Here is a 25990-nt window from a genome sequence, read left to right as displayed (position 1 = left end):
CCGGAATCCATGTACGGCGTCATCGCCCGCCACCTTCCTGCACACCCGGGCCGCTGTCCGCGCCCAGAGCCCCATCCACACCCGCGCGCCCGACACCGCCCGCATCCGAGTCCGCATGCGAACCGACGACGCCCGCCCCCGCAGCGACACCCACTCCCGCCCGCGCCCCAACCGCCCCCGGCAGCTCCGCAACCACCGGCACCGGCAGCACCGGATGTTCCGTCACCGTCAGGTCCGCCAGGTCGATGCGCCGCAGCCGTCGCCGCGCAGGCAGGGTCCCGGCGGACACGCGCCCCGTTGCCCAGGTGATGAGGTCGTCGGCCAGCAGTCCCGCGATCAGCCCGGCCGAGGCGGGGGTGCTCAACCGGGCGCTCTCCGGCGTGCGTTGACCGCTCCAGTACGCGGCCAGCTCGCGGTACGCGGGTGTCGCGGCGAGCCGTCTGAGGCGTACATCCGCCGAGGTGACATCGCCGGGCACGGCGGCCGGCGGTTCGATCCAGGCCTGGCGGCCCTCGCGGTGGCAGCGCAGCCAGGCGATCCCCCGGCCGGGCAGCCGGTCCGCCTGCTCCCACAGCCCGGGCGGTACGGGATCATCCAGGCACCACACCACGGCAGTTCGCCGCCCGTCGCCGCCGGCGCCCTCGCGCGCCATGGCGGCGACCCGTACGGCGTCACCACAATCCACATCGCCCCCGGCCGCCTCCACGCACCGCGCCAACACCCCGACGATCACCTCGTCACCGAGCACCAGCACGCGACACCCCGCCAGCGGCCGCGCCGCGGAGATCTCCGCGTCCGCACGCCGTACGAAACCTGCGCCCTCGAACGCCTCCACCAGGGAGGCGAGCGGGGAGTCGTCCCGCGCGGGGCCGCTCGTGCCTTCCCCGTCCCCCGCCAGCCGTTCCAGCAGTTCACGCTCGGGCACCTCGCCCGTATCGATGCGCAGGAAGTCCCCTTCGGGCGTACGGAGCGCGAGCCCCCGCCCGGGAACGGTGACGATCTCGACGCCGGGAGCGAGTCGGTTGAGGGGCACGAGCGGGACCTCCTTGAACAGGTCGGAGTACGAGAGAGGGGAGAACGGAGCGGACCCGCCCGGGAGTTGACCGGACGGGCCCGCTCGCAGGGTCTTACTCCTCGCCGTCAGCGGCGGCCTCGAAGGCGTCGTCGAAGGGGTTCTCGACGAGCGCGTTGGAGTGGGTGGCCGACAGGTGCGCGAGCTGACCCTGCTCGGCGATCGGGGTGAACACCTTGCTCTGCTCCATGAGGTGAAGCCTCCAGTCACATGGTTGGGCCGTCGTCCGGCCACGGCAGCCGACCGGCGCCGCACCACAGACACTAATGAACATGATTGTCATTTCGCAACAGTGTTCGTCACCGGAAGAGGGTGATCCGGGTAACACACCGGCCAGCCCCCTTCCGGATCGCGCCCCACCCGCCCTGCCACGCCCAGCACTTCGGCCAGCAGCCCCGGTGTCACCACATCCGCCGGCGGGCCGTCCGCCGCCACCCGGCCCGCGCGCAGCGCCACCAGGCGGTCGGCGAACCGCGCCGCGTGCCCCAGGTCGTGCAGCACCATCACCACCGTCAGCCCACGCTCCTGACGCAGCCTCACCACCGTCTGCAGCACCTGGAGTTGATGCCGGAGATCGAGGTATGTGGTGGGCTCGTCGAGCAGCAGCACACGGGTGTCCTGGGACAGTGCCATGGCCAGCCGTACGCGCTGCCGCTCGCCGCCGGACAGCGAGTCCACGGGCCGGTCGGACCATTCGGCCACCGAGACGTCCGCGAGCGCCCGCGCGACGACGGCGTCATCGCCCTCCCTGAGCATGCCCAGCGGGCCACGGGCCGCGTATCTGCCCTGGCGTACGAGCTGCCGTACGGTCATGCCGGGCACGGCGGGCGCCGACTGGTGCAGCAGGGCGACCCGGCGCGCCGCCGACCTCCGGGACAGGGCGGCGAGGTCGTCGCCGCCCAGCAGCACCCGGCCCGCCGTCGGGCGCAGCAGGCCCGCGGCGAGCCGCAGCAGGGTGCTCTTGCCGCAGCCGTTGAGCCCGACCAGGGCCACCAACTCGCCCTCCTCGACCCGCAGATCGACGCCGCGCAGCACCTCCCGCCCCGGGTACCCGAAGCGGACCCCTTCGACGTCGATCGCGCCCGGAGCGGGCGGCGGGCTGCCGCCTCGGTGCGGGCCGTCCTTGCCCTGAGCCGATACGGGTGGGGGTGGAGGTGGTGCGGTCATGTGCGCTCCTGGTGTTGCGATGCGGTGAGTGAGAGAAGGGACAGGGCGTTGGTGCAGCGAGGGAGGGAAGTGGCGGGGCGGTGGTGCAGTGGGGGAGAACACGGCACGAGGGCGGGCGAGACGGCCCGTGGCCCGGCACCCGCCCGCCCTCACCGCCCCTCCCCGTACCGGCCCCCGTACCGCCGCGCCACCACCATCAGCAGCGCCGCCCCGACGCACGTCGTCAGCGCGCCGACGGGGACCGTCAGCCGGTCGGCGTCCAGGGCGTACGCGAGGGAGCGGGACAGGAGTTGGGCCGCCGCGTCGGCGCCGCACACCACCACGGCGCCGATCAGCGCGGCGCCGGGCAGGGCGGCCCGCAGGTCCGCGCCGAAGAGCGCCAGCGCCAGATGCGGCACCAGCAGCCCCACGAAGCCCAGGGCGCCGACGGCCGACACCGCGCCCGCGGTGAGCGCGACGGTGCAGACCAGGGCCGCGCCGCGGGCCCGGGTGACGGCCAGTCCGGCCGCCGCGGCCTGCTCGTCGCCGCAGCGCAGCAGCGTCAGCGGCCCGGCCAGCGCGCAGGCCGCGGCCGTCCACACCGCCGCCCAGGGCCACAGCAGGTGCCAGTGCTGCCAGACCCGGCCCTCCGTCGAACCGACCAGCCACTGCACCACGCTGCCCAGTTCCCCGGGCGCGACCAGCAGCACCATGGCCGTCAGCCCGGCCAGTACGGCCGACACCAGTACGCCGTGCACCGCGGTCCGCTCCGGATCGCCCTGCTCGCGCCCGACCAGCAGCCACAGCAGCCCGGCTCCGGCGAAGCCGCCGAGGCAGGCGGCGACGACCACGGCGGCCGGGGACTCCCAGCCGGCGAGCCCGAGGCCGGTGGCGGTGACGGCGCCCAGCACCGCGCCCGGCGTGACCCCGGTGACCTCGGGCCCGGCGAGCGGGTTGCGCAGCGCCGACTGGAGTACGGTCCCGGCCAGCCCCAGGCAGGCACCCGCGCCGAGCGCCACCAGCGTTCTGGGCAGGCGGAGTTGGAGGACGATGTGCCGGGCGGTCGCCTCGCCGCCCCCGGTCAGTACGTCCCGGACTCCGGCGGGCGTCGGCGCCCGCCCCGCCACCAGCCCGGCCCCGCCGAGGGCCAGCACGAGCAGGCCGAGCAGCACCAGCTTCGTACTCGTTCGCGTACGGAGGGCATACGGCTTCCGTACAGACACGGGGAACCGCTCCTGCGCGGCGACCGCACCGAGGTCATCACCATCGGCAGCGGCCTCCACCCCGACGCCCGAGCCGGCGCCGCTGCCGCTCCCGCTACCACCGCCGCTGCCGATACCATGGACGCCGCCGTCACCGTTAACGCCGTCAACGCCGTCGATGCCGTTGGCGCCACCGCCCGTCTCTCCCGCACGCACTCTCATCCCGCCACCTCCCCCTCCCGCGGCGACCGCCGCCCGTACGACACGCGACCACCGGTCACCGGCGATCCGCCGGGCACTGAACTCCCGCCTTCCACCGGCATCTCATTCGGCGCCGGACGCCCGCCTGCCACGGATCCGCCATCCACAGCTGACCTCCCACTCGCCCTCGGAGCGCCATCCGGCGATGGACGGCCCCCCGCCACCAGCACCTCATCCGGCGCCGAACTCCCGCCCGCCACCGGCACCGCACCCCGCGCCGAGCCCTGCCCCGTAACGGGCGTCCGCCCAGTCGGCCGCCGCCCGCCCCTCCCCCGCCGCGCCCTCAACAGCGCAACCCCCACCGGGACTCCGACCAGCGCCGTCCAGGCGCCCACCGGAGTTTCGACGGGGGCCAGGGCCAGGCGGGCGGGCTGATCGGCGCAGAGGACGATCGCGGCGCCCCAGGCCGCCGACCACGGGAGCCAGCGCACGGCGTCGTGGTCGGGGCGCAGGCGGCGGGCCAGGTGGGGGGCGAGGAAGCCGACCCAGGCCACCGGGCCGCAGACCGCGACGACGGGGGCGATCAGCAGTACGGCGATGGCCAGCGCCGCCAGCCGGGCGCGGCGTACCCGTACGCCCAGGGCCCGCGCGTCGTCGTCGCCGAGCCGCAGCACCGCCAGCACCGGCGCGCACAGCACCAGCGCGGGCACCGCGATGACCAGCCACGGCCAGAGGCCGGTGACGTCGTCCCAGGTGCGGGCGGACAGACTGCCCAGCAGATAGCGGTAGATGAGCTGGAGGTCGAGCTGATCGGCCAGCACCATCAGCACCAAGAGCGCCGCCTGCAGCGCGGCCGCGACCGCGGCGCCCGTCAGCAGTACGGCGGACGGGCTGCGCCCGAACCCGGCGGCGAGCAGGGTCAGCAGGCCGCCGAGCGCCGCGCCGCCGAGGGCGAGCAGCGGTGCGACCGCTGCGGGTATCGCCCAGGACAGGACGAGCGGCGCGGCGACGCCCAGCGCGGCCCCCGAGGAGACGCCGAGCATCTCGGGGACGGCGAGCGGGTTGCGCAGTGCTTCCTGGAGCACGAGTCCGGCCGCTCCCAGGCAGGCCCCGGCCACCAGGGCGAGCACCGCACGCGGGAGCCGCAGTTCGCCGACGATCACCGCGGCCAGGTCGCCGCCGGGCCCCTCGGCGCCGCTCCCGAAGAGGGCCGCGGGCAGATGCGACAGGGGGACGTACGGCGTGCCCAGGCACAGCGCGCACACCATGGCCGGCGACAACAGGACGGCACAGACCATGAGTTGGGCCGGGAGCTTGGGTGAGGTCCGCACCGAGGTTCTCACCGCAGCGCGGCCACGGCCTCGTCGAGGACCATGCCCAGCGAGCGCGTGCCGCGCCCCTTGGCCCACACTTCGGAGTCGACCTCGACGACCTTGCCGTTCTTCACGGCCGGAATGCGCGACCACAGCGGGTTCTTGGCGAGCTTGTCCGACAGCTTTCCGCCCCCGCCCGCGTCGCCGAAGGCCAGCGTCTCCACGAACAGCACGTCCACGTTCCGGGCGAGGATCTCCTCCAGGCTGTAACTGCCCTCCACGCCCCGGCTCTTCCAGGGGTAGCCGGAGATCTTCGGGAAGAGTCCGGCGGCCACGTCGTTGCCGGGGGTGGCCACGCCGAAGTTCTCGTCGCTGCCGAAGATGATCAGCGAGGTCTTGCCGCTCGCCTCCTTCTCCGCGCGCGCCAGCTTCGTACGGAAGCGCTTCTCCGCCTCCTCGGCCTGCCGGGTACGCCCGGTCAGCGCGGCCAGATTCCGCAGATAGCCGACGCTGTCCTGCCACGTCGCGGGCTGGACGGGCCAGAACGTCGTGGCCCCCTTGAGCGCCGGGGCGAGCTTGCCGTGGGTGTCCTTCAGCCCGATGACCAGGTCCGGCTTGTGGGACAGCACCGCCTCCGTCTCGGGGCTGAGGAATCCGCCGGGCACCACGGGTATCCGCTTCGCCCGCTCCGCGCCCAGGAATCCGGGGCGCGCCAGCAGCTCGGAGCTGGTGGCGACGGGGGTCATGCCCAGTTCGGCGAGCATGTCGTCGCAGAGCGCGACCAGGCACACCACGCGCTTGGGGGGCGCCTTGGTGTCGACCGTCACGCCCTGGGCGTCGGTGATCTTCCGCGCGGGCGCGATCGGCTGCACCTCGGTGGCGGTCCGGGCGCCGTCGCCCTTGCCGGACGTACCGGGGGCGTCCTGGACGGTCGGGGCCGTGCCGCCACAGGCCACGAGTACGGCACCCGCCGCCCCCATGGCCACGGCGGCCATCACCCGACGCCCCGCCCTCAGCTTTCCCGTCATTTCCGTCATTCCCGCCGCCCCCGCCATCCACGCTCTCCGCTTCCGCGACACCAGTGACTCTCAGTTCTTCTCGGCTACCGGGGCTCGGGCATGCAGCGGCGGGGGCCGCCCCGGGCGGGCCCCTGCTGTCCACCCAGCATTTACACATGATAATCATTTCCAAATCAAGTGCCGGCCGCTGCCGCCCTCCGCCACCCACCCGGGAGACCGACCATGACCCGCCCCGCACCACCGACCACCCCGCCGACCGCACCCCACCCCTCGGCATCGGCCGCACCCCCCTGCGCCCGCCCCGCCGCACCCGCCTCACCGCGGCTGCTCGTCGCCGACCAAGTGGCTGGACTTCTCTCCGTGTTGAGCCTCCCGGACGGCGCGGTCACCGCGCGTCTGGAGCGCCGCCATCTCGCCGAGCACGCCGGGTTCCTGGCGCTGCCCCGCAGCCGTACCGCCTTCGTCGACGACCGGGCGGGCGAGCTGCTGATCCTCGATCCGTACGGGCCCGACGCGGGCCGCCCGCTCGTGGAGGCCCGGGTTCCGGTGGCCGTACCCGCCGAGCACATCGCCGCCGACCCACAGGGCCGCCGGATCGCCGTCACCACGGGGCTCGGCCGCAACGGGGAAGCCTGGAGCGACCAGTTGACGGCCATCGACCTTCATGCGCCGGGCGGGCCGAGCGCGGTACGGACCCGCACCCTGGTCGGCGAACCGGGCGTCACCGTCCTCGGCGCTCCCTGCGCCGACGACAGGCCTCACACCGCCGACAGCCCTCGCACCGCCGACGCCTCCCCCGCCACCGGCCACCCCCTCACCACCGACGGCCCCCTCGTCGTCCTGCGCCACCGCGAGCCCGGTGCGCTCACCGCCCACCGGCACCGCGACCTGATGTCGGCCGCGCCCTCCTGCCCGCCCGCCGAGCCCCTGCTGCGGCTCGGACTGGCGGACGACGACGGGCACGGCGACGCCCAGGACCCCCGTACGGCACGGCTGTTCGCGGCGGCGGGCTCCGGCGTGCACCGCGCCCGCCGCGACGGCGACACCCTCGTACCCGAGCCGACGCTGCCCTGGGCGGCGGCCGGCCGCAGCGGCGGGCGGGGCTACTACCTGCGGCTGGATCCGGCCCGCCGCATGCTCTGGTCGTGCGTACGCGGCGGCCCCGCCGAGCCCGGACGGTGGCCGGAGTGGACCAACGACGCCTGGTGGCACCGGCTCGACGGCGCACACCCCGCCGGACCCGCCGACGGGCACACCGGCCGCATCGGGCTCGGGCCGGGGCTGGTCTTCCGCCTCGCGGTGGCCGCCCGCCATGTCGCCTTCGCCCGGGTCCACCCCGACGGCGACGAACTCGTCCTCGTCGCCACGGACTCGCCCCGCCCGCACGTTTGCGCGCGGCTGCCGCTGCCGCCCATGGACGGCGCGCCGCGCCGCGGCGGTACCCCGTGGGACGGGGTGCAGCGGCGCGCCATCGCCGCCTCGCCGGGCGGTCCGCTGGTCGCCGTCACCCGCGGCGGACACGGCGAGATCCACCTCTTCGACGCCGACCGGGCCGAGGCGGTGGGGGTGTTGACCGTCCCCACGCCACTGGACGAGGGCGGGCATCTCGCCCTGATCACGCCGGACGACGGCGCGCACCGGGATCCGGTCGGCCGGTGAGGATCACTCGCCGGGCGTACGCCTCGTGATCGCGGTCCCTCGATCGGGCGGTGTCCTCGCGCGGCCTCCCCCGTCACGGGGTACGCACACGGCCCCGGCGTGGCACGGATCTCGGCCACCGGTCAACACGGCCTGCCGCGCCGAGGATTGTGAAATCATTCACCCACCCCCTTGGCCCCGCCCCGGAATTCGTGCTGAGATTCGCCCACAGTTTCCAGTTCCAGCTCAATGGCGTGCTCGGGGAGGGCAATGTGGCGGATACCGCCATGTCATCACAGTCCGCGGATTCCTCAGATCCCACGGATCCCGCGAAAACCGCGAACTCCGCGGTGATCAAGGGGTCCACAGCGACGGCGCCGGGGCTCCCGGCCGCCAGATCCGGTGCCGGTGAGGACGACGACCCACTCGGCCGGGCCGTGTGGCGGCTGCGCTCGCGCGGGTGCTGGGACGACGCGGCGGCACTGCTGGAACCACACGCCGCCCACGACGCCCCCGCCGCCCTGCGCCGCGCGGCTCTTCTGGTGGAGCGCTGCATGTTCACCGCCGCCGGGTGGCCCGCGGCCGAGGACGCGCTGCGCGCCGCCGAGGCGCTGGCGGGAGATGACGGCGAGCGCGGCGCCGCGGCCTGCGAGCGGGGCCATCTCGCGTACGCGGCGACGGTGTTGGGCGTACGCGACCGCGCCGACGAGGCCCGTGCCGCGCTCGGCAGGGCCGCGGCCCTGCTCGCGCCCGCCGCGCCGGGGCGCCCGCTGCTGGACTTCCGGCGCGGCCTGATGGCCGAGCACGTCGCCGACAGCCCGGAGTCCGCCCGCGCCGCCTACCGCCGGGCACACGCCGGGGCCACCACGCACGGCGACACCCTGCTGCTCTCCTTCACCTGGCGGCACCTGGCCGGACTCGCGCTGCGCGACGGCGAGTTGGCCGAGGCGCGGCACGGCTTCACCGAATCGCTGCGCATCCGCGAGGAGTTGGGCTTCCTCGTCGGTACGGCCCCGGCGCTGGTGGCGCTGGCCGACGCCGTACCGGAGCCCGAGGCGGACCGGCTGCGCGCCGAAGCGGCCCGCCTCTTCCGCCTCATGGGCGGCGTCCCCACCTGGCTCGCCGGCCACCTCTCCCCGGCGCCCGCGGCCTGAGAGCCCGTGTCTTCCGGATCGCCGGGCCGCGATCCGGAAGGCCACATCCGGGCCACGGCCACCACGTCGCTCCCGGACGGGCCACATCCGACAGGCCACGTCCGCCACATCGCCCCTGATGAGCCACTTCCGCCGCACCGCTTCCGGCGGGCCGCGTCCGCCGCACCACATCCATCACGCCGCGTCCACCCCACGGCTTCCGCCATCCTCCCCGGCCCGCTCGTCTCCCAGATTGGCCGCAAGTCGCTCTGGCTGACCGCCGTACCCATCTGAATGCTGGTCCAGGGCCACGGACCCACCGCGCGGCCACGACTCCCACCCATGGCGACGCCTCCAGGAGGCCACCCTTGCCAGCAGGAGCGACCCACACCACGGCGCATCCCCAACGAGGCAAAGCGGACTTCGAGGCGATCTACAACTGCCCCGACCCACGGCGCTACTTCACCACCCTGCGCCCACTGGACTACCAGACCCCGCACCACGGCCAGCCGGTCTTCCGCGCCCTGACCGAGGCGCTGTGGCAGCTGCGCCGGCGGCCGGACGGCGCCGCCCCGCAGGTCCTGGACCTGTGCTGTTCCTACGGGGTCAACGCGGCGCTGCTCAACCACCGTCTGACGCTCACCGACCTGTACCGCAGGTACGCGCTGCACGGCCTCGCCTCGCTCGCGCCGCGTCAACTCGCCGAGCGGGACGCGGCGTTCTTCGTCCGGCAGCGGCGCCCCGAGGCGGTCCGGGTCATCGGTTTGGACGCCGCGCCCCAGGCCGTCGGCTACGCGCAGGCCGCCGGCCTGCTCCACCGCGGCTTCTGCGAGAACCTGGAGACCCACCGGCCGACCACGGCCCTGCGCCGCGCGATGGCCGGTACGGATCTGATCACCGTGACCGGCGGTGTGGGCTATGTCTCGGCCCGCACCTTCGACCTCCTGCTGGACTGCGCGACCACACCGCCCTGGGTCGCCGCGTTCGTGCTGCGCACCGTGTCGTACGCGGCCTTCGAGGCCCAGTTGGCCCGCGCGGGACTGGTGACCGAGCGGCTGACGGCGTGCACCTTCCCCCAGCGCCGCTTCACCGGCGCCCAGGAGCAGCGGGCCGCCCTGGAGGCGCTCGCCCGGCGGGGCCTGGACCCGTCCGGCAAGGAGTCGGACGGCTTCTACCACGCCGACCTCTACCTCTCCCGCCCCGCCGCCGACGCCGCGGCCCTGCCCCTGGAGCGGCTGCTGCCGTACGGGCTCCACCAGGTGTACCCGGCGTAAGGGCAGGGGCAGACTCGACGGCCGGTCGAGAGCGGCTCGACTCCGGCAACGGCCAAGCGCCCCAAGGGACACGGGGCTGCATCGCTGTGCGGCTCCGCCACGCGGACTCGACCGGACACGACGCCCCGCAGATGACACCCCAGCCAGCGGAGCCCTCAGCGCAAGTGCCGCCCCGCGGAGAGGTGTTCGCGCGCGATGCGCTCGGCCACCGCGTACTCCTGGGAGATCAGGGCGTCCAGCAGCGCGGCGTGGTCGGAGGCGGCGGCCAGCAGATCGGCCGTGCGGACCGTGGCGCCGCCGGCGGCCGGCCACTGGGTGCGGCGGTGCAGGTCCTCGGTGACCAGCGTCAGCTGGCGGTTCCCGGTCAGCGCGACCAGCGCGAGGTGGAAGGCGCGGTCCGCCTCCGCGTAGCCCACCCGGTCGCCGTGGGCGGCCGCCGCGACCGTCGCAGCGGCCAGCGGCCGCAGTTCCTCCCAGCGCTCGGCCGGGACCGTACGGGCCAGCCGCAGTACGGCGGGCACCTCCAGCATCGCGCGCACCTCGGCCAGCTCCGCCAGGTCGCGGGCGGTGCGCTTGGCGACCCGGAAGCCGCGGTTGGGCACGACCTCGACGGCCCCCTCACCGGCGAGCTGCTGCATCGCCTCGCGGACGGGGGTGGCCGAGACACCGAAGCGCTCCGCGAGCACGGGCGCGGAGTAGACCTCGCCGGGCGTCAGCTCCCCGGCGACCAGGGCGTTGCGCAGCGCGGTCAGGATCTGGCCGCGTACGGAATGACGCTGCGGCTGCTTGTGTACGGGAGCGGGGGCGCCGGGGGCCTCGGGGGCGGGCGCCGCGGCGGGATCCGGAGCGGGCGCGGGGGCCGGAATGCGCGCGGCGGGGAGCGTGCCGTGGTCGTGCGCGCCGTCCGCCGCGCAGTGCTCGTGCACGATGTGCTCGCCGCGCACCGGGTGGGACCCGGGCTGCGCCGGCACCCGCGCGCGCAACCCGGGCTCCCGTTCCGCTCTGCCCTGCTCCATAGGGATTCCTCCTGACGTCCAGCAGCACCATAGGCGGACCCCCCGGCAGTTCACACCTCGGCGAGCTCCGGTAAGGTAAGGCTTACCTGCTAACGATCGCGATTCGGTGGTCTCCCGCATGCCTCCTGCCCTCACCGCTGCGCCCCGCGCGCTGACGGCCGCACCCGTTGACATCGCCGAAACCACCGCATCCGCTGCTTCTGCCATACCCGCGTCCCCCGTGACCGGCGCCTACGCCCGGCTGACCGAGGTCTTCCCCGGGCTGAGCGTCACCGAGATCCCCCTGGGCGACGCCCTCCCCTCGGGCGACGGCTGGGTGACCGCGGCCGAGCTGGCCGCCGGCGGCCGGACCCTGGAGGACTTCCTCGCCTGGGACGACGCCCAGATCGTCGAGGCGTACGGGCAGCGCGGCCGCCCCGACGTCGTCGCGAGCTTCGGCCTGCACCGCTACGCCTGGCCCGCCTGCCTGCTGATCACCATGCCGTGGTTCCTGCACCGCAGGGTCCCCCGGCTCCCCGCGGAGCACGTCGCCTTCCAGCGGGAGCTGGGCCGGATGGCGGTGCGCGTGGGCAGCTTCGCCTGTCTGCCCGGCGACCCGGCCGCGGCGCTGCCCGGCGCCGTGGTCGTACCCGACGAGGAGGCGCTGCGCGGCGAGGTTCGGGCCGCCGTCGCCGAGCACCTGGGTCCCGTACTGGACGGCTTCCGCCCCCGGATGCGGCGCGGACCGCGCGCGCTGTGGGGCATGGCCTCGGACGAGATCGTCGAAGGCCTGTGGTACCTGGGGCACCTGTTGGGTGAAGAGCCGCGTGCGATGGCCGAATCGGATCGGCTGCTGCCGGGCTCGACGGCCCCCTTTGTGGGCGGCGCGGGCTTCCGCGACCTGACCGGTCCCCGCGGCGAGCGGCTGCCCACCCGCGACCGCGCCAGCTGCTGCATGTTCTACACGCTGCGCCCCGAGGACACCTGCGTCACCTGCCCCCGGACCTGCGACGCGGACCGCATCGCGCGGCTCACCGCAAGCACCTGAATTCGGCTCCACCCGAACGGGTAAGGGAATTCGAACCCAACTCGGCTTCCGCATAAGAAAGTTCGACCACAAACGCACCTATCCGTAGGTCCCTGGCCTTACTTGGCGCTCTCTTGCCCAGAAACCCCCAGAGGGGCGGCGGGATTCCGCCAAGATGGCGCGCGAAACGCGAAACGCGTACCGCGATGCAAGGGATACCGGAATGAGAATGACCGATATATCGATGGATTGGCTGCTCCCCGGGGCCCTGTTGCTCGTCGGCGTACTGGCGGCGGTGGCCGTGGTCCTGCGGGGCAAGCGCTCCACCGACAAAACCTCGGGCGACGAGTCCTGGGAGCGCAACGAGGAGCGGCGCCGCCGCAAAGAGGCCATCTACGGAACCGCCTCCTACGTCCTGCTGTTCTGCTGCGCGGCGGTCGCCGCCGCACTGTCCTTCCACGGCCTGGTCGGCTTCGGCAAGCAGAACCTGAGCCTCTCCGGGGGCTGGGAGTACCTGGTCCCCTTCGGGCTCGACGGAGCGGCGATGTTCTGCTCGGTCCTGGCCGTACGGGAAGCCAGCCACGGCGACGCGGCACTGGGCTCGCGCCTGCTGGTGTGGCTGTTCGCCGGGGCCGCCGCCTGGTTCAACTGGGTGCACGCGCCAAGGGGCTTGGGCCACGACGGCGCACCGCAGTTCTTCGCCGGCATGTCACTGTCCGCCGCCGTCCTGTTCGACCGGGCGCTCAAGCAGACCCGCAGGGCGGCCCTGCGCGAACAGGGACTGGTACCCCGCCCTCTCCCGCAGATCCGGGTCGTCCGCTGGCTGCGCGCCCCCCGCGAGACCTTCGGAGCCTGGTCGCTGATGCTGCTGGAAGGCGTACGGACGCTGGATGACGCGGTGGAGGAAGTGCGGGAGGACCGCCGGCAAAAGGAGCAGAACCGTCACCGCAGGCGCGAACAGGACAAGCTCGACCGCGCCCGCATCAAGGCGATCAACCGGCAGCACCGCTCCTGGGGCCATGGCCGCTCCGGCCGTCAGGTCGAAGTCACACAGGGTTCACCGGCATCGGCCGCGCAACAGGTCGGTACGGAACCTGCTATAGCCACCGAAAAGGACCAGCTGCCTACCGGAACCCTTCCCGTGCGCTCCCGTCGAGCCCTCAAGGCCGTGAACGGATCGAATTCCGAACCAACGGGTCAACCCTCACGCACCACAGTGGATCTCACTGCGGAGGACGACACCCAGACGATCCCCCGTCTCGACTCCCTGGAGGAGAAACTCGCTGAGATCGAGCGGCAGTTCGGCTGAACGGCGGCGGACCGCGCCACAGACCACGTGCCTTTCCGCCGGACCCGCACCATGGGGTCCCGGCGATCAGGCCGGTCCGCTGCCGAGCTCGAACCACACGCATTTGCCCACGCCGTGGGCGCGCACACCCCACGAGTCCGCGAGGGAGTGCACCAGCATCAACCCCCTTCCCGAGGTCCCGTCGGACGTTGCCGCCCGCACCGTCGGGCGCCGGCCCACGAAGTCGCGCACTTCCACGCGCAGCCGGTCGGAGACCGTCGCTGTCACGACAGCGCCCCCGTCCGCATGCACGAGGGCGTTGGTGACCAGTTCGCTGGTCAGCAGCTCCGCGATGTCGGCGCGGCCCGCTTCCCCCCAGTGGCGCAGCAGCCTGCGCAATTCCCTGCGGACCTCGGCCACCGCCGTCAGGTCCTTGTGCCGCACCGTGCGTTCCAGGATCCCCGGCCGTCGCAGACCGGTCCGCCCGGCTCCGCCGTCGATCGCAGTGCGTCGCGCTATCTGACGCTTCATCCTCCCCGCCCCGTTAGCTTGCTTGTCCTCCCCTTCGAACTTCTTCACGGAAATGCATGCCCGTTGGGGTGCGCGCCATGCTTCGCGGGCCGGGCGGGTCCGTACCAATATCGGCCACCGCGCCTACGGCCACCCTGTGGACAAGTGCTGGCCATGGGCCGGACAGGCGGCGGTCACCCGCGGGAAGGCCCCGGCACGAAAAGGCGGATGCCCGGCCCCCCAGCAAGTAGGGGCCGGACATCCGCGCTCGGCGCGCCCGCGGTCAGAGCAGGCTGAGACTCAGACCTAGGTCGAGGTCGAGACTCACGTCGATGTCGGTGTCGAGGCTGACATCGACGTCGACCCCCGCCTCGACGATGGCTTCCAGGTCCACGTTGAGGTCGGCGGCCAGCTTCGCGTCCAGGTTCAGGCCCGCGGCCACGACGCCCGTGAGCAGGACGTCTCCCTCGTTCAGATCCAGGCTCAGCAGGCCGCTGAGCTTGGCCGCGCCCTCCGCGGTCAGCTCGATGTTGTTCTCGTCGCTGAAGCCGACGTTGACGTAGACGTGTTTGTCGCCGGGGTTGGAGCGCAAGCGCAGGGTGCTGGTGTCGATCTTGCCCAGGAGGATCAGACTGCCGTTGATCTTCGCCTTCACCAGACCGCTGGCGATGTCGACGCTGAGGTTGGTCACCTTGGCGGACTTGCCGTTCCCCTTCAGCACGACGTCGCCGTTCAGCAGGATCGTGCCGCCGTGGATCTGCTTGTTGGAGTGGATCACCTTGCCGCCGCCCACCTTGAGCGAGACCCGGCCGCTGAGGCCGAGGTCCGCGTTGAGGTCGAGCGTGGTGACGCCCTTGACGACCGGTGAGTCGGTGGTCGGCACGGACGCCGGGGCGCTGGCCCGCGTCGGGGCGGGGGCGGCGTACGCGGTGGCAGCGGGGCCGGCCACCGCGGCGACGACGGCGACGGCGCAGGCCAGGGCCGCGCTGCGGCGGAAGCGGCGGGGGGTGCGGGCGGACTGGGAAGGCATGAACCTCACGGATCCCTTCGGGGGAGCGGGTTGATCTGACGGTCACTCACGGGGACAGTTCCGCGCGTCCGTGTCGAGTCCTCCGCCCGGCCTCCGCTTCCACCCGTACGGCGGCATCCGACGTGACCAACCGCAGCAGGCGAAAGTTTCCCACCTTACGATTCCGCCGCCCCGATAGGCCGAATGCCCGGCCCCGCGTGGCGGGACCGGGCTTCGGCGAAGGGAGACGTGCGGTGCGGGGGCCTAGAGCAGGCTGATGTCCAGGTCCAGGCCGAGGTCCAGCAGTGCGCTGACATTGAGGTCCAGGTCGATGTCGGCGTCCAGGCCGAGCGCGACGACCAGGTCGGCGTTGACCTTGGTGCCCGCCTTCAGGTCGACGTCCACGTCCAGGGCGGCGTCCACGTCGACATCGGCGTCCACGTCCAGGCAGGCACCGAGTGAGGCACCGATTTCGGCGACGGCCTTGGCGTCCAGCTTGATGCCCTGGTTGCCGAGCTTGATCGTGGCGGTGGTGGTGCCCTCCTCCAGGACGACCTCGGCGCTCTTCGCCTCGTTGACCATGCCGATCTGGACGTTCGCCTTGGCACCGACCTTGGCCGTGATGACGCCCGTCCTGATGTCGACCATCAGGTTCGAGATCGCGACCTTCTTGGCGCCCTTGGCCAGCTGGATGCCGCCCTTGAGGGCGACCTTGCCACGGACACCCTTCTTGCGCTTGTCGTACGAGAGCTTGCTGCCCTTGGCGACCTTCAGTTGCACAGCGCCGTCGGCCTCGACTGCGCCGCCGATGGCGGCGGTCACGATGCCCTTGGCCTCCAGGTTGAGCGCGGCGTTGAGGTCGAGAGACAGACCGGCGCCGAGCAGCGGGGAGTCGCCCTTCGGCAGGGCGGTGGCGGCATGGGCCGGGGCGGGCGCGGGGGCGGCGTACGCGGCGGCGGCCGGGCCCGCGAGGGAGGCGACGACGGCGACCGCGGCGGCCAGCGCGACGGCGCGGCCACGAGTGCGGCGGGGCTGGTGGTGCAGGGACATAGAAATGCCCTTTCTGAGGTGAGCGAGGCTGAACATCACTAAATGTGAATATTCCGTGACGGCCCGCACTCGCCTCGTCCAGGGCACCTCTTCCACCCGTACGGGCCCCCGGGCCCCGCCCGCCCCGCTTCCGCCGCCGCAGGTCAGGGGCGGGGGACGTTGCGCAAATTGGAGCGGGCCATCTGCACCATTCGGCCGACACCGCCATCCAGAACGATCTTGCTGGCCGACAGGGCGAAGCCGGTGACCATCTCCGCGCTGATCTTGGGCGGGATGGAGAGGGCGTTCGGGTCGGTGACGATGTCGACCAGGGCGGGGCCGTTGTGCTGGAAGGCGTCGCGCAGTGCGCCGCGCAGCTGCTTGGGCTTCTCCACCCGCACGCCGTACGCACCGGCCGCCCGCGCGATCGCCGCGAAGTCGGGGTTGTGGTTGGTGGTGCCGTACGAGGGGAGCCCCGCCACCAGCATCTCCAACTCCACCATTCCCAAAGAGGAGTTGTTGAACAGCACGACCTTCACCGGCAGGTCGTACTGGACCAGGGTGAGGAAGTCCCCCATCAGCATGGTGAATCCGCCGTCGCCGGACATCGAGACGACCTGGCGGCCGCGGTCGACGAACTGCGCGCCGATCGCCTGCGGCAGCGCGTTGGCCATCGAGCCGTGGGTGAACGAACCGATCACCCGGCGGCGGCCGTTGGGGCTGAGATAGCGGGCCGCCCACACATTGCACATGCCGGTGTCGACGGTGAAGACGGCGTCCTCGGCCGCCTCCTCGTCCAGGACGGAGGCGACGTACTCCGGGTGGATCGGGGTGTGCTTCTCGACCTTGCGGGTGTAGGCCTTGACGACCCCTTCCAGGGCGTCGGCGTGCTTCTTGAGCATCCGGTCCAGGAACTTCCGGCTCGGCTTGGGCTCGATGCGCGGCGTCAGGCAGCGCAGCGTCTCGCGCACATCGCCCCACACCGCCAGGTCCAGCTTCGAGCGGCGGCCGAGGTGCTCGGGCCGTACGTCGATCTGCGCGATCTTGACGTCGTCGGGGAGGAAGGCGTTGTACGGGAAGTCCGTGCCCAGCAGGATCAGCAGATCGCACTCGTGGGTGGCCTCGTAGGCGGCGCCGTACCCGAGCAGGCCGCTCATGCCCACGTCGTAGGGGTTGTCGTACTGGATCCACTCCTTGCCGCGCAGCGCGTGCCCCACGGGGGACTTCACCCGCTCGGCGAACTCCATCACCTCGGCGTGCGCACCGGCCGTGCCGCTGCCGCAGAACAGCGTGACCTTGTCGGCCTCGTCGATCATCCGGGCCAGCTGCTCGATCTCGGCGTCACCGGGGCGTACGGAGGGCCGCGAGGTGACCAGGGCGTGCTCGATGGAGCGCTCGGGGGCCTGCTGGGCCGCGATGTCGCCGGGCAGCGAGACGACCGCGACCCCGCTCTGCCCGATGGCGTTCTGGACGGCGGTCTGCAGGACCCGCGGCATCTGCTGGGGGCTGGAGATCATCTCGCTGTAGTGGCTGCACTCCGCGAAGAGGCGGTCGGGGTGGGTCTCCTGGAAGTAGCCGGTGCCGATCTCGCTGGAGGGAATGTGGGAGGCGAGCGCGAGGACCGGGGCCATCGAGCGGTGGGCGTCGAACAGGCCGTTGATGAGGTGGAGGTTGCCGGGGCCGCAGGAGCCCGCGCAGGCGGCGAGCTTCCCGGTGATCTGGGCCTCGGCGCCGGCCGCGAAGGCGGCGACCTCCTCGTGGCGGACCTGGATCCAGTCGATCGCGGAGTTGCGGCGGATCGCGTCGACGACCGGGTTGAGGCTGTCGCCGACCACGCCGTACAGCCGCCGCACCCCCGCCCGCACCAGGATGTCGACGAACTGCTCGGCCACGGTCTGCTTCGGCATCTCGCCCTCGCTCCTTCGGCTCCCCGGCCGCCCGGCCCCCGAATCCGCTACAGCCGGTTGGTGAGTTTTCCTGCCTTCATCCGATTCCTCTCGGTTCTACCACTGACCGCCCGGGCATGAGCGGGCGCGGGCGGCAGCGGGCGTCAGCACTCCCAGACCGCCACGGCGGTGCGGTCCTTGGAGTGCGCCGCCACCGGAAGCTGGGTGTCGGCCAGGAAGGCCGCCGGGCCCGGCGGCTCGTCCGCCGCCCATCGGCCCGCCAGGTACGCGGCGAACTCGGGCTCCTCGGTCAGCGGCTCGGCGAGCCCGGCGCTGCACAGCAGGAGCGTGTCCCCGGGGCGCGCCACGGAGGCCCGGAAGCGGAACGGGCGGGGCCGCGGGCCCGGGACGCCGGGCGTGGTGATGCCCAGGTCCATCGTCGGGCGGGTCTCCCCGCCGCCGCGCTGTGGCGGTATGCCGGGCAGGCCGGGCGGCGGCCCGTCCCCGAAGCCGGATACACCGGACACGTCGCCCGCCTGCTCCTTCGGCGGCCGGGCGTCCAGGTCCTGCCACACGCCCTCGCGCAGCCGGAACAGCCCGCCCTCCCCCACGCCGAAGAAGACCCGGGTACGGCAGTCGGGGTCGGCCGGGAGCAGCAGGCAGCGCAGGGCGGCGGTGTACTCCTCCGGCTCCGCCCCCAGCTCGCCCGCGCGGGCCCTGAGCTTTCCGTACGTACGGTCGGTGAGCCGCTGCAGCCCGGACTTGAGCGCCGCGCGGTTTCCCGTGCGCAGGTCCTCGGCCAGACGGGTGCGGCTGCGCCCCACGGAGCCGCCGATCCAGTGGCAGGCGTCGCGGGCGGCGCGGTGGGCGCCCTCGGCGCGCGGGCCGCCGGTGGCGACGGCGACCAGGACCAGGGCCTGGCGTCCGGTGCCGAAGCGGGCGGTGAGCAGCGCGTCCCGGCGCGGCTCGCCGCTGTGGCGGGCGCCGTCGCCGCGCTGCGAGGCGGCGCGCAGCGTCAGGGTCCCGTACCGGGCGCCGTCCAGCTCGGTGTCGGGGACGAGGTCGGCGAGGTCGTCGGGGTCGGCGGCGGGGAGGACGACGGGCTCGCCCTCGCGGACCGGGAAACCGGCCGGCAGGGGGCCGCCCGCGAAGGCCACGGAGGGGGCCGGGCCGGGGGTGGGGGTGATGAGCGGTGCCACAGGGGCGGAAGGGGCTGTGTCGGGAGGGCCGAGGCGGGTCGCGGGGTCCGGGGGCGGGGGGACGGGCGGGTGTGGCTCGGTGAGCGGGGGTGGGGGCGCGGGCGGGAAAGGAAGGCTCGCCGGGCTCGCGGGAGGCGCAGGGGGCACTGGGGGCGCCGAGGGTACTGGGGGTACTGGGGGTGCGGCATCCGGGGGACCCGCGGCGTCGGGAGGGGCCTCCGCACCCGGCGGCTCCCCCTCCCCGGGAGGCTCCCCCTCCCACTCCCCCGGCGGTGGTGAACTCACCGCCCGGTAGGCCGAGTTGAAGCGGTCGTCGAGTGAGTCCGGTGCGGGCGAGGGGCCGGTGTCGCCCGGGCCGCCGTCGTCGTCCTCGTACAACTGCCGCCACCAGTCGTCCTCGTGGCCGCGACTTTCCCCCTGCTGGCTCATGGACCGTATTGTCCATGCATGTGCGCCTGTGAAACAGGGCGCCGGAGCGGTCCGCCGGGCGCGGGGCCGCAGGCCGGGCGGGGTACCGCCGGGGAGCGCGTCGGCGCGGCTTCCGGCAGGCTGGGGACATGGGCCTTTGGCAGTTGGTCGCGGTCGGCCTGGTCATGCTGCTGGGCCTGCTCGGGGTGCTCGTACCGGGAATTCCCGGGCCCCCGATCGTCTGGGCGGCCGTGCTGTGGTGGTCGCTGACCGTGCAGACCACCCCGGCCTGGGGCGTGCTCATCGGCGCCACCGCCGTACTGCTGCTCAACCAGGCCCTCAAGTGGCTGCTGCCCGCCCGCAGCCTGCGCGCCGCCGGCACCCCGTACCGGACGCTGCTGCTGTCCGGCGTGGCCGGCATCGCGGGCTTCTTCGTGCTGCCGGTGATCGGGGTCGTGGTGGGCTCGGTCGGCGCGCTCTACCTCCAGGAACGGGACCGGCTGGGCAGCCACGGCGACGCCTGGGCCGCCACGCGTACGGCCATGCGGGCGATCGGGATCGGCGTACTGATCGAGCTGACCGCCTGCCTGCTGGTGGTGGGCGCGTGGATCGGCGCGACGCTGTGGGGCTGAGCCGGATGGCCCGGTGTCAGGCGCCCGTGGCGTCCGTGGGGACGCCCTCCAGGGTCAGCAGGGCGCGCTTGCGCTCCAGGCCGCCCGCGTAGCCGGTCAGTGTGCCGTCCGCGCCGATGACGCGGTGGCAGGGGCGCAGGATCAGCAGCGGGTTGGCGCCGATCGCTCCGCCGACGGCGCGTACGGCGGCCCGCGCGGCGCCGATACGGCGGGCGATCTCGCCGTAGGTGGTGGTGGCGCCGTAGGGAACGGCGTCCAGCGCGTCCCACACCCGGGTGCGGAAGTCCGTGCCCCGGTCGGCGTACGCGAGGTCGAACCGCCGCCGCTGCCCCGCGAAGTACTCCTTGAGCTGCCGCTCGGCCTCGGCGAAGGCGCCCGGCTCGTACGCCCAGTCGGCGGCCGGTGTCACCCCGCCCTTCTGGCCCGGTACGGACAGCGAGGTCAGCGCGGTGCCGCCGGGGGCGTCCGCCGAGGGCTCGCCGGTCACGGTCAGGGTTCCGACCGGGCTCTCAAGCAGCGAGTAGAGCGTCATGGGTGCTGGTGTCCTCTTCTGCGGATGCGCCGGGTGCGGCAGGTGTGCCGGGTGCGCGGTGTGTGTCGTGCGGGTCGTGTGCGTTCTCGTCCCGGGCCATGTGCCCGGTCTCCAGCAGGCCCTCGGCCCACAGGTGGTGCAGGGCGTAGGAGCGCCAGGGCCGCCACTGCTCGTCCGTGCCGTCCGGCCCCACGTCCGGGTCGCCCAGCGCCCGCATCCGGATGTACGCGGCCGCTCGCGGGCCGATGCCGGGCAGGGCCTTCAGGGCCCGCTCGGCGGCGTCCCGGTCGGCGCCCGCGTCGAGCGGGACGGCCCCGTCGGCAAGGGCCGCGCACAGCGCGCGCACCGGCTCGTCCAGGGCCGCCGCCCGCGCCAGGACGGCGGGTTCGGGAAAGAGGTGGGTGAGCGTGCCGTCCGGCGCGTCCAGGGGCTTTCCGTAGGTGCGCACCAGCTCGGCGAGCCGCTCGGCGGGGCCGCCGTGGACGATCCGTACGGCCAGTTCCCCGGGGTCGGCGGCGCCCGGAGAGCGCAGGCCGGGGCGGCGGGCGACCAGCGGGCCCAGCAGCGGGTCCTCGCCCAGGCGCTCGGCGACCGCGAACGGATCGGCGTCCAGGTCGAACAGGCCGCGCATCCGCTGCACCGCCATGGACAGGTCCCGCAGGTCGCTCAGGTGCAGCCGGCACTCCAGCCAGCCGCCGTCGGCGCCCCGCGCGGCCGGGCACACCAGCCCGGCGCGCGGGCGGCGGCGCTGCGCGGCGCCCGTGTGCTCGTCGACCTCGGCGATGCCGCTGCCGTAGGTGAGCCGCAGGGTGCGCCGGTAGGTACGGGCCCCGGGCTCGCCGCGCAGTTCCTCCACGCCCGGTACGGCGCGCGCCTGGAGGAAGTCGAAGATCTCGCGGGCGGCGTAGGGGCCGCGGTAGGCGAGGCGCAGCGGAATCCCGGCGGGGGCGTCGGTCTTGGTGCCCGCCGCGGACTTGGCCTCCCGGCGGGCCGGGCCGCCGGCGGCGGCGCGCAGTTCGCTGGGGGTACCGGCGTAGATCTCCCGCATGGTGTCGTTGAACTGCCGGATGCTGGCGAAGCCGGACGCGAAGGCCAGCTCGGTGACCGGCAGCGAGGTGGTCTGCAGCAGGACCCGCGCGGTGTGCGCGCGCCGGGCCCTGGCCAGGGCGACCGGGCCCGCACCCAGCTCGGCGGTCAGCTGCCGCTGGACCTGGCGCGAGCTGTAGCCCAGGCGCCGGGCCAGCCCCTGGACGCCCTCGCGGTCCACCACGCCGTCCCCGATGAACCGCATGGCCCGCCCGACCAGGTCGGCGCGCAGATTCCACTCAGCGGAGCCCGGCGCGGCGTCCGGCCGGCAGCGGCGGCAGGCCCTGAAGCCCGCGCCCTGGGCGGCGGCGGCCGAGGGGAAGAACCGTACGTTCTCGCGCTTGGGCGTTACGGCCGGGCAGCTCGGGCGGCAGTAGATGCCGGTGGTCACCACGGCGAAGAAGAACTCGCCGTCGAACCGGGCGTCCCGGCTGGACACCGCCTCGTACCTGGTCTCGTCGTCCATCACGCGATCCAGTGTGCGCCACCGGGCGGGCGTCCACTGGCGGGAATCGGACGCCGCGTTCGGGGCCGGCGGCGGCGCCCGAGGGACCGCGCTTGCGCTCCATCATGTGCCGGCCCAGCGCCTGCTGCTGCCGCCAGCCCCTGCGGATCTCGGCGCGCAGCCGGGCGTCCGTCTTGGCCACGATCCACCGGTTCTCGCGCAGCAGCTTGCGGTAGCTCTCCAGGCGGCGCTGGGGCATCGCCCCGCTCTCGACGGCGGCGAGTACCGCGCAGCCCGGCTCCGAGGTGTGCGCGCAGTCGTGGAAGCGGCACTGCCCGGCCAGCTCCTCGATGTCCGAGAAGGTCTGGGACAGGCCCGCCTCGGCGTCCCACATGCCGACGCCGCGCAGCCCCGGGGTGTCGATGAGCACCCCGCCGTACGGCAGCGGCAGCAGATCCCGGGTGGTGGTGGTGTGCCGCCCCTTGCCGTCCCGGTCGCGGATGGCCCGGACGTCCTGGACGCCCTGTCCCACCAGCGCGTTGGCCAGCGTGGACTTTCCGGCGCCGGACTGCCCGAGCAGGACGGCCGTACCGCCGGCGAGCACGGCGGACAGCACCTCTAGGCCGTCCCCCAGCTCGGCGCTGACGGCCAGCACCTGTACACCGGGCACCACCGCCTCCACGTCGGAGACCAGGTGGGCCAGGGTGGTGGGGTCGCCCGCCAGGTCGGCCTTGGTCAGCGCGACCAGCGGCTGCGCGCCGCTCTCCCAGGCCAGGGAGGTGAAGCGCTCGATGCGCCCGAGGTCCAGTTCGGCGCCGAGCGAGACCGCGATGACCGCGTGGTCCACGTTGGCGGCGAGGATCTGGCCCTCGGAGCGCTTGGAGGAGGTGGAGCGCACGAACGCCGTGCGCCGCGCCAGCAGCGCCCGTACGACCACGCCGAGCGCCCCGTTGCCGAGGTCGATCGCGGCCCAGTCGCCGGTGCACGGCACCTTCATCGGATCGCTGGTGGCCACCAGCGCGGTGTCCGCGAGGACGGTGCGTACGCCGTCGCCGTCGGGCACGACGGCATCCACCCGGCCACGGTCCACGCGGACGATACGGCCGGGCAGATATCCCTGCTCGGCGAAGGAGGTGAAGCTCTGCGCGAACCCGTAGTCCCAGCCGTAGGCGTGCAGGGGGTGCGCGTCGGTCAGGTCGAGCTTGTTCAAGGGGAGACCCTTCACAAGGGTGGCCCCGGCCGCGCGCCGCGAGGGCGCGTACGGAAGAAGAGGTGGGTGTCAGCCGGAGACCACGGAGGTGGGATGGATGAAGTCCTGGTGGTGGGCAGCGCCCAGCGCGACGACAGTCATCGGTCCTCACCTCCTGGTCGTACGACACGGCTGACGGCAGCACATCGCATGCCGTCGTTCTCTGCGCGGCCCACCCTAGCCACCCGCCCTCGGGCCGCGCCAACCTTTTTTCGCGCTCTCGCGCGGTGCGTGTTCTTGTGCGGTGCGTCCTCTCGTCGTGTGCCGTCCCGTGCCCGGTGCGTCAGGGGCTGACGGCCAGTACGAGGTAGGCCGCGAACAGGGACAGGTGGACGCCGCCCTGGAGGGGCGTGGCGCGGCCGGGGATGACGGTCAGGGTGCCGACGAGGACGGTGAGGGCGAGCAGGACCATGTGGGTCGCGCCGAGGCCCAGCACGAGGGGGCCGTCCAGCCAGATAGAGGCGACCGCGACCGCGGGGATGGTCAGGCCGATGCTGGCCATGGCCGAGCCGAGGCCGAGGTTGAGGCTGGTCTGGACGCGGTCGCGGCGGGCGGCGCGCACGGCGGCGATGGTCTCGGGGAGCAGGACGAGCAGGGCGATGACCACGCCGACGACGGAGGAGGGCAGGCCGGCCGCGGCCACGCCGGACTCGATGGTCGGGGAGACCGCCTTGGCCAGTCCGACGACCGCGACCAGGGCGACGGCGAGCAGGCCGAGGCTCCTCAGGGCGACCTTGGTGGTGGGCGGGTCGGCGTGCTCCTCGGCGTCGATGACCTTGCCCTGGGTCGTCACGGGCAGGAAGTAGTCGCGGTGCCGCACGGTCTGGGTCGTCACGAACAGGCCGTACAGGATCAGGGCCGCCAGGGCGGCGAAGATCAGCTGGGCGGAGGAGAACTGCGGGCCGGGGGTGGAGGTGGTGAAGGTCGGCAGGACCAGGCTGAGCCCGGCCAGGGTGGCCACCGTCCCGAAGGCGGCGCCGGTGCCCTCGGGGTTGAACACCGCGACCCGGCGCTTGAGCGCGCCGACCAGGAGGCTCAGGCCGACGATGCCATTGCAGGTGATCATGACGGCGGCGAAGACGGTGTCACGGGCCAGTGCGCTGCTCTTCTCACCGCCGTCCGCCATCAACGTGACGATCAGGGCCACCTCGATGATGGTCACCGCGATGGCCAGGACCAGGGACCCGAAGGGCTCGCCGACGCGGTGCGCGATCACCTCCGCGTGGTGCACCGCGGCGAGCACCGCGCCGGCCAGGCACAGGCTCACCACGGCGACCGCGACAGCCGGTAGTGATCGCCCCCAGGTCAGGGCCAGGACCACGGCGGCCAGGGCCGGTACGAGGACGGTCCAGTGGAGGAGTGGGGAGCGGAGTCTGGCGATCATGCGTTCGAGCTTCGCAGATCGGGCGCGGAAATGCGTTGCGGGACTTCGGCGGCAGGAGTATAAGCGCGGGTCCCGGCGGGGTCAGTGGCGGCGCCGGGAGGGGCTGATGAGGCGCGAGCGCAGGTCCTGGGGCGGGAGGAACTGGGCCCAGCGCTCGGGGTATTCGGAAGGGGCCGGGGGCGGCGGCGTGCCGTCCTCGTCCGCCGCGTCGTCCCCGTCATCGTCGTCCTCGACGTCGTTCCCGGCATCGGCGTCATCGTCACCGCCGTCGGCGCGGGGCGCGAGGCCCTGTGCCGCGTCCTCGGCCGCGGCGTGGGCCAGGCGCTGCGCCCGCTCCTCCTCCCGGGCCCGCCGCTCCTTCTCCGCGCGCCCCGCGGCGGTGGCCACCGACGGCCAGACCCGGTCGATGGCGGCGTTCACCGCGGCGCCGATCAGGACCGCGAACGCGGACACCCCGATCCACAGCAGGACGGCCACGGGCGCCGCGAGCGAGCCGTAGATGGTGGGGCCCTCGACGGTCCGTACGAGATAGATGCGCAGCAGGAAGCTGCCCAGGACCCACATGCCCAGCGCGACGACGGCGCCGGGGATGTCCTCGCGCCAGGGCGAGCGCACGGGGACGGACACGTGGTACAGGGTCGTCAGGAAGGCGACGGACAGGATCAGGACGACCGGCCAGTACAGCAGCCGGATGATCTCCTCGCTGGCCGGCATCCAGCTCACGACGGTGTCGGGGCCGACGACCATCAGCGGCAGCGCGACCGCGCCGACGACGAGCGCGACGAGATAAAGGGCGAAGGCGAGCAGGCGGGTGCGGACGATGCCGCGCCTGCCGTCCAGGCCGTACATGATCGTGATGGTGTCGACGAAGACGTTCAGGGCCCGGGAGCCGGACCACAGGGCGAGCGCGAAGCCGAGCGAGATCACGTCCGGGCGGCGGCCGCCGAAGACGTCGTCCAGCAGCGGCCGGGCGATCTCGTCGACGCCCTTGTCGGACAGGACGGTGTCGGAGGCGGCGAGGATGTTCTGGCGGATGGTGTCGATGGTGTCCTGGCCGATCCAGGGCTTCATGTAGCCGAGCAGGCCGATGAGTCCCAGGAGCAGCGGGGGCAGCGATACCAGACAGAAGAACGCCGCCTCCGCCGCCAGGCCCGTGACCCGGTTGGCCATGCAGGAGTTGACGGTGTCCTTCAGGAGCAGCCAGACCAGGCGGCGTTTTGACACATTTCGGTACAGGACGCGAGCCCTGTGCAGTCGGCCGGATGGCCCCGCGGTCGGTTCTTTTGCTGGCTGCACCTCCTTACCGTATCCGG

20 protein-coding genes and 3 pseudogenes are annotated in these 25990 nt (G+C 73.5%); 6 read left to right on the top strand and 17 right to left on the bottom strand.

The features are described 5' to 3' along the window. Positions 1–19: 19 nt before the first annotated feature. From AC4IJH_RS03175 to AC4IJH_RS03150, 6 genes and pseudogenes are all read right to left on the bottom strand, one after another. The gene (locus AC4IJH_RS03175) at positions 20–1033 is read right to left on the bottom strand and encodes a hypothetical protein (protein ID WP_490849914.1); all 1014 of its coding nucleotides are present in this window, start codon (positions 1031–1033) and stop codon (positions 20–22) included. Between the two features lie 94 nt (positions 1034–1127). Then, positions 1128–1262, bottom strand: a complete 135-nt coding sequence (gene amiA, locus AC4IJH_RS03170) for a streptamidine family RiPP (protein ID WP_490849913.1) — start codon at positions 1260–1262, stop codon at positions 1128–1130. A 73-nt stretch (positions 1263–1335) separates the two neighbouring features. Further along, positions 1336–2239 (bottom strand): annotated as a pseudogene (locus AC4IJH_RS03165) (ABC transporter ATP-binding protein). 149 nt (positions 2240–2388) lie between these two features. Beyond that, entirely contained in the window at positions 2389–3642 is a 1254-nt protein-coding gene (locus tag AC4IJH_RS03160) for a FecCD family ABC transporter permease (RefSeq protein WP_490849912.1), read from the bottom strand. A gap of 239 nt (positions 3643–3881) precedes the next feature. Then, positions 3882–4919: pseudogene (locus AC4IJH_RS03155) on the bottom strand (FecCD family ABC transporter permease); the annotation flags it as partial. A gap of 41 nt (positions 4920–4960) precedes the next feature. Further along, a complete protein-coding gene (locus AC4IJH_RS03150; RefSeq protein WP_490850034.1) occupies positions 4961–5929 on the bottom strand; it encodes an ABC transporter substrate-binding protein in 969 nt (322 codons plus the stop codon). 246 nt (positions 5930–6175) lie between these two features. Between AC4IJH_RS03150 and AC4IJH_RS03145 the strand changes: the two genes are divergently transcribed. The 3 genes from AC4IJH_RS03145 (at position 6176) to AC4IJH_RS03135 (ending at position 9998) form a co-directional block, all read left to right on the top strand. Next, positions 6176–7612, top strand: a complete 1437-nt coding sequence (locus tag AC4IJH_RS03145) for a hypothetical protein (RefSeq protein WP_490849911.1) — start codon at positions 6176–6178, stop codon at positions 7610–7612. A 233-nt stretch (positions 7613–7845) separates the two neighbouring features. Continuing rightward, positions 7846–8745 carry a hypothetical protein gene (locus tag AC4IJH_RS03140; protein ID WP_490850033.1) on the top strand — a complete coding sequence of 300 codons (900 nt, stop codon included), beginning with the start codon at positions 7846–7848 and terminating at the stop codon, positions 8743–8745. Positions 8746–9092: 347 nt separating this feature from the next. Beyond that, a complete protein-coding gene (locus tag AC4IJH_RS03135) occupies positions 9093–9998 on the top strand; it encodes a hypothetical protein (RefSeq protein ID WP_490849910.1) in 906 nt (301 codons plus the stop codon). A 155-nt stretch (positions 9999–10153) separates the two neighbouring features. On the opposite strand, the gene AC4IJH_RS03130 is transcribed toward AC4IJH_RS03135, so the two are convergent. Next, entirely contained in the window at positions 10154–11014 is an 861-nt protein-coding gene (locus tag AC4IJH_RS03130) for a GntR family transcriptional regulator (RefSeq protein WP_490849909.1), read from the bottom strand. Positions 11015–11234: 220 nt separating this feature from the next. On the opposite strand from AC4IJH_RS03130, the gene AC4IJH_RS03125 reads away from it, so the two are divergent. After that, complete coding sequence (locus AC4IJH_RS03125; protein ID WP_490849908.1) at positions 11235–12041, top strand: (2Fe-2S)-binding protein; 807 nt, start codon at positions 11235–11237, stop codon at positions 12039–12041. A 202-nt stretch (positions 12042–12243) separates the two neighbouring features. Next, positions 12244–13329: a DUF2637 domain-containing protein gene (locus tag AC4IJH_RS03120; protein ID WP_490849907.1), complete on the top strand. Its 1086-nt coding sequence runs from the start codon at positions 12244–12246 to the stop codon at positions 13327–13329. Between the two features lie 66 nt (positions 13330–13395). On the opposite strand, the gene AC4IJH_RS03115 is transcribed toward AC4IJH_RS03120, so the two are convergent. The 5 genes from AC4IJH_RS03115 to AC4IJH_RS03095 all read right to left on the bottom strand — a co-directional run bounded on the left by AC4IJH_RS03115 (position 13396) and on the right by AC4IJH_RS03095 (position 18941). Beyond that, positions 13396–13839, bottom strand: a complete 444-nt coding sequence (locus AC4IJH_RS03115) for an ATP-binding protein (protein WP_490849906.1) — start codon at positions 13837–13839, stop codon at positions 13396–13398. A gap of 262 nt (positions 13840–14101) precedes the next feature. Beyond that, complete coding sequence (locus AC4IJH_RS03110; RefSeq protein ID WP_490849905.1) at positions 14102–14848, bottom strand: hypothetical protein; 747 nt, start codon at positions 14846–14848, stop codon at positions 14102–14104. 243 nt (positions 14849–15091) lie between these two features. Beyond that, positions 15092–15877 carry a hypothetical protein gene (locus AC4IJH_RS03105; protein WP_490849904.1) on the bottom strand — a complete coding sequence of 262 codons (786 nt, stop codon included), beginning with the start codon at positions 15875–15877 and terminating at the stop codon, positions 15092–15094. Positions 15878–16020: 143 nt separating this feature from the next. After that, positions 16021–17763 (bottom strand): pyruvate dehydrogenase, encoded by a 1743-nt coding sequence (locus AC4IJH_RS03100; protein ID WP_490849903.1) that lies wholly within the window; start codon positions 17761–17763, stop codon positions 16021–16023. A 143-nt stretch (positions 17764–17906) separates the two neighbouring features. Next, positions 17907–18941 carry a protein phosphatase 2C domain-containing protein gene (locus tag AC4IJH_RS03095; RefSeq protein ID WP_490849902.1) on the bottom strand — a complete coding sequence of 345 codons (1035 nt, stop codon included), beginning with the start codon at positions 18939–18941 and terminating at the stop codon, positions 17907–17909. A gap of 557 nt (positions 18942–19498) precedes the next feature. Between AC4IJH_RS03095 and AC4IJH_RS03090 the strand changes: the two genes are divergently transcribed. After that, entirely contained in the window at positions 19499–19981 is a 483-nt protein-coding gene (locus AC4IJH_RS03090; protein ID WP_490849901.1) for a DUF456 domain-containing protein, read from the top strand. Between the two features lie 16 nt (positions 19982–19997). Here the strand turns inward: AC4IJH_RS03090 and AC4IJH_RS03085 are convergent, their stop codons facing one another. The 5 genes and pseudogenes from AC4IJH_RS03085 to AC4IJH_RS03065 all read right to left on the bottom strand — a co-directional run bounded on the left by AC4IJH_RS03085 (position 19998) and on the right by AC4IJH_RS03065 (position 25973). Further along, a complete protein-coding gene (locus AC4IJH_RS03085) occupies positions 19998–20513 on the bottom strand; it encodes a methylated-DNA--[protein]-cysteine S-methyltransferase (protein WP_490849900.1) in 516 nt (171 codons plus the stop codon). Further along, positions 20491–22065 (bottom strand): DNA-3-methyladenine glycosylase 2 family protein, encoded by a 1575-nt coding sequence (locus tag AC4IJH_RS03080; RefSeq protein ID WP_490849899.1) that lies wholly within the window; start codon positions 22063–22065, stop codon positions 20491–20493. The genes AC4IJH_RS03085 and AC4IJH_RS03080 overlap by 23 nt, the downstream gene beginning before the upstream one ends. 82 nt (positions 22066–22147) lie before the next feature. Continuing rightward, a pseudogene (gene rsgA / locus AC4IJH_RS03075) lies at positions 22148–23254 on the bottom strand (ribosome small subunit-dependent GTPase A); the annotation flags it as partial. A 322-nt stretch (positions 23255–23576) separates the two neighbouring features. Then, complete coding sequence (locus AC4IJH_RS03070; RefSeq protein WP_490849898.1) at positions 23577–24677, bottom strand: calcium:cation antiporter; 1101 nt, start codon at positions 24675–24677, stop codon at positions 23577–23579. Between the two features lie 81 nt (positions 24678–24758). Further along, positions 24759–25973 carry a YihY/virulence factor BrkB family protein gene (locus tag AC4IJH_RS03065; protein ID WP_490849897.1) on the bottom strand — a complete coding sequence of 405 codons (1215 nt, stop codon included), beginning with the start codon at positions 25971–25973 and terminating at the stop codon, positions 24759–24761. Positions 25974–25990 lie beyond the last annotated feature (17 nt).

It is taken from the genome of Streptomyces sp. UF-297 (genome assembly GCF_058245575.1).
Note: the sequence above shows the minus strand (reverse complement) of the source record. Positions and strands in the feature narration are given on the sequence as shown.

Bases quoted from the DNA above. Each gene is read 5' to 3' on its own strand.
- amiA (WP_490849913.1), bottom strand. From the start codon at position 1,262: ATGGAGCAGAGCAAGGTGTTCACCCCGATCGCCGAGCAGGGTCAGCTC.
- AC4IJH_RS03160 (WP_490849912.1), bottom strand. From the start codon at position 3,642: ATGAGAGTGCGTGCGGGAGAGACGGGCGGTGGCGCCAACGGCATCGAC.
- AC4IJH_RS03150 (WP_490850034.1), bottom strand. From the start codon at position 5,929: ATGGCCGCCGTGGCCATGGGGGCGGCGGGTGCCGTACTCGTGGCCTGT.
- AC4IJH_RS03145 (WP_490849911.1), top strand. From the start codon at position 6,176: ATGACCCGCCCCGCACCACCGACCACCCCGCCGACCGCACCCCACCCC.
- AC4IJH_RS03130 (WP_490849909.1), bottom strand. From the start codon at position 11,014: ATGGAGCAGGGCAGAGCGGAACGGGAGCCCGGGTTGCGCGCGCGGGTG.
- AC4IJH_RS03120 (WP_490849907.1), top strand. From the start codon at position 12,244: ATGAGAATGACCGATATATCGATGGATTGGCTGCTCCCCGGGGCCCTG.
- AC4IJH_RS03115 (WP_490849906.1), bottom strand. From the start codon at position 13,839: ATGAAGCGTCAGATAGCGCGACGCACTGCGATCGACGGCGGAGCCGGG.
- AC4IJH_RS03110 (WP_490849905.1), bottom strand. From the start codon at position 14,848: ATGCCTTCCCAGTCCGCCCGCACCCCCCGCCGCTTCCGCCGCAGCGCG.
- AC4IJH_RS03105 (WP_490849904.1), bottom strand. From the start codon at position 15,877: ATGTCCCTGCACCACCAGCCCCGCCGCACTCGTGGCCGCGCCGTCGCG.
- AC4IJH_RS03100 (WP_490849903.1), bottom strand. From the start codon at position 17,763: ATGCCGAAGCAGACCGTGGCCGAGCAGTTCGTCGACATCCTGGTGCGG.
- AC4IJH_RS03090 (WP_490849901.1), top strand. From the start codon at position 19,499: ATGGGCCTTTGGCAGTTGGTCGCGGTCGGCCTGGTCATGCTGCTGGGC.
- AC4IJH_RS03085 (WP_490849900.1), bottom strand. From the start codon at position 20,513: ATGACGCTCTACTCGCTGCTTGAGAGCCCGGTCGGAACCCTGACCGTG.
- AC4IJH_RS03080 (WP_490849899.1), bottom strand. From the start codon at position 22,065: ATGGACGACGAGACCAGGTACGAGGCGGTGTCCAGCCGGGACGCCCGG.
- AC4IJH_RS03070 (WP_490849898.1), bottom strand. From the start codon at position 24,677: ATGATCGCCAGACTCCGCTCCCCACTCCTCCACTGGACCGTCCTCGTA.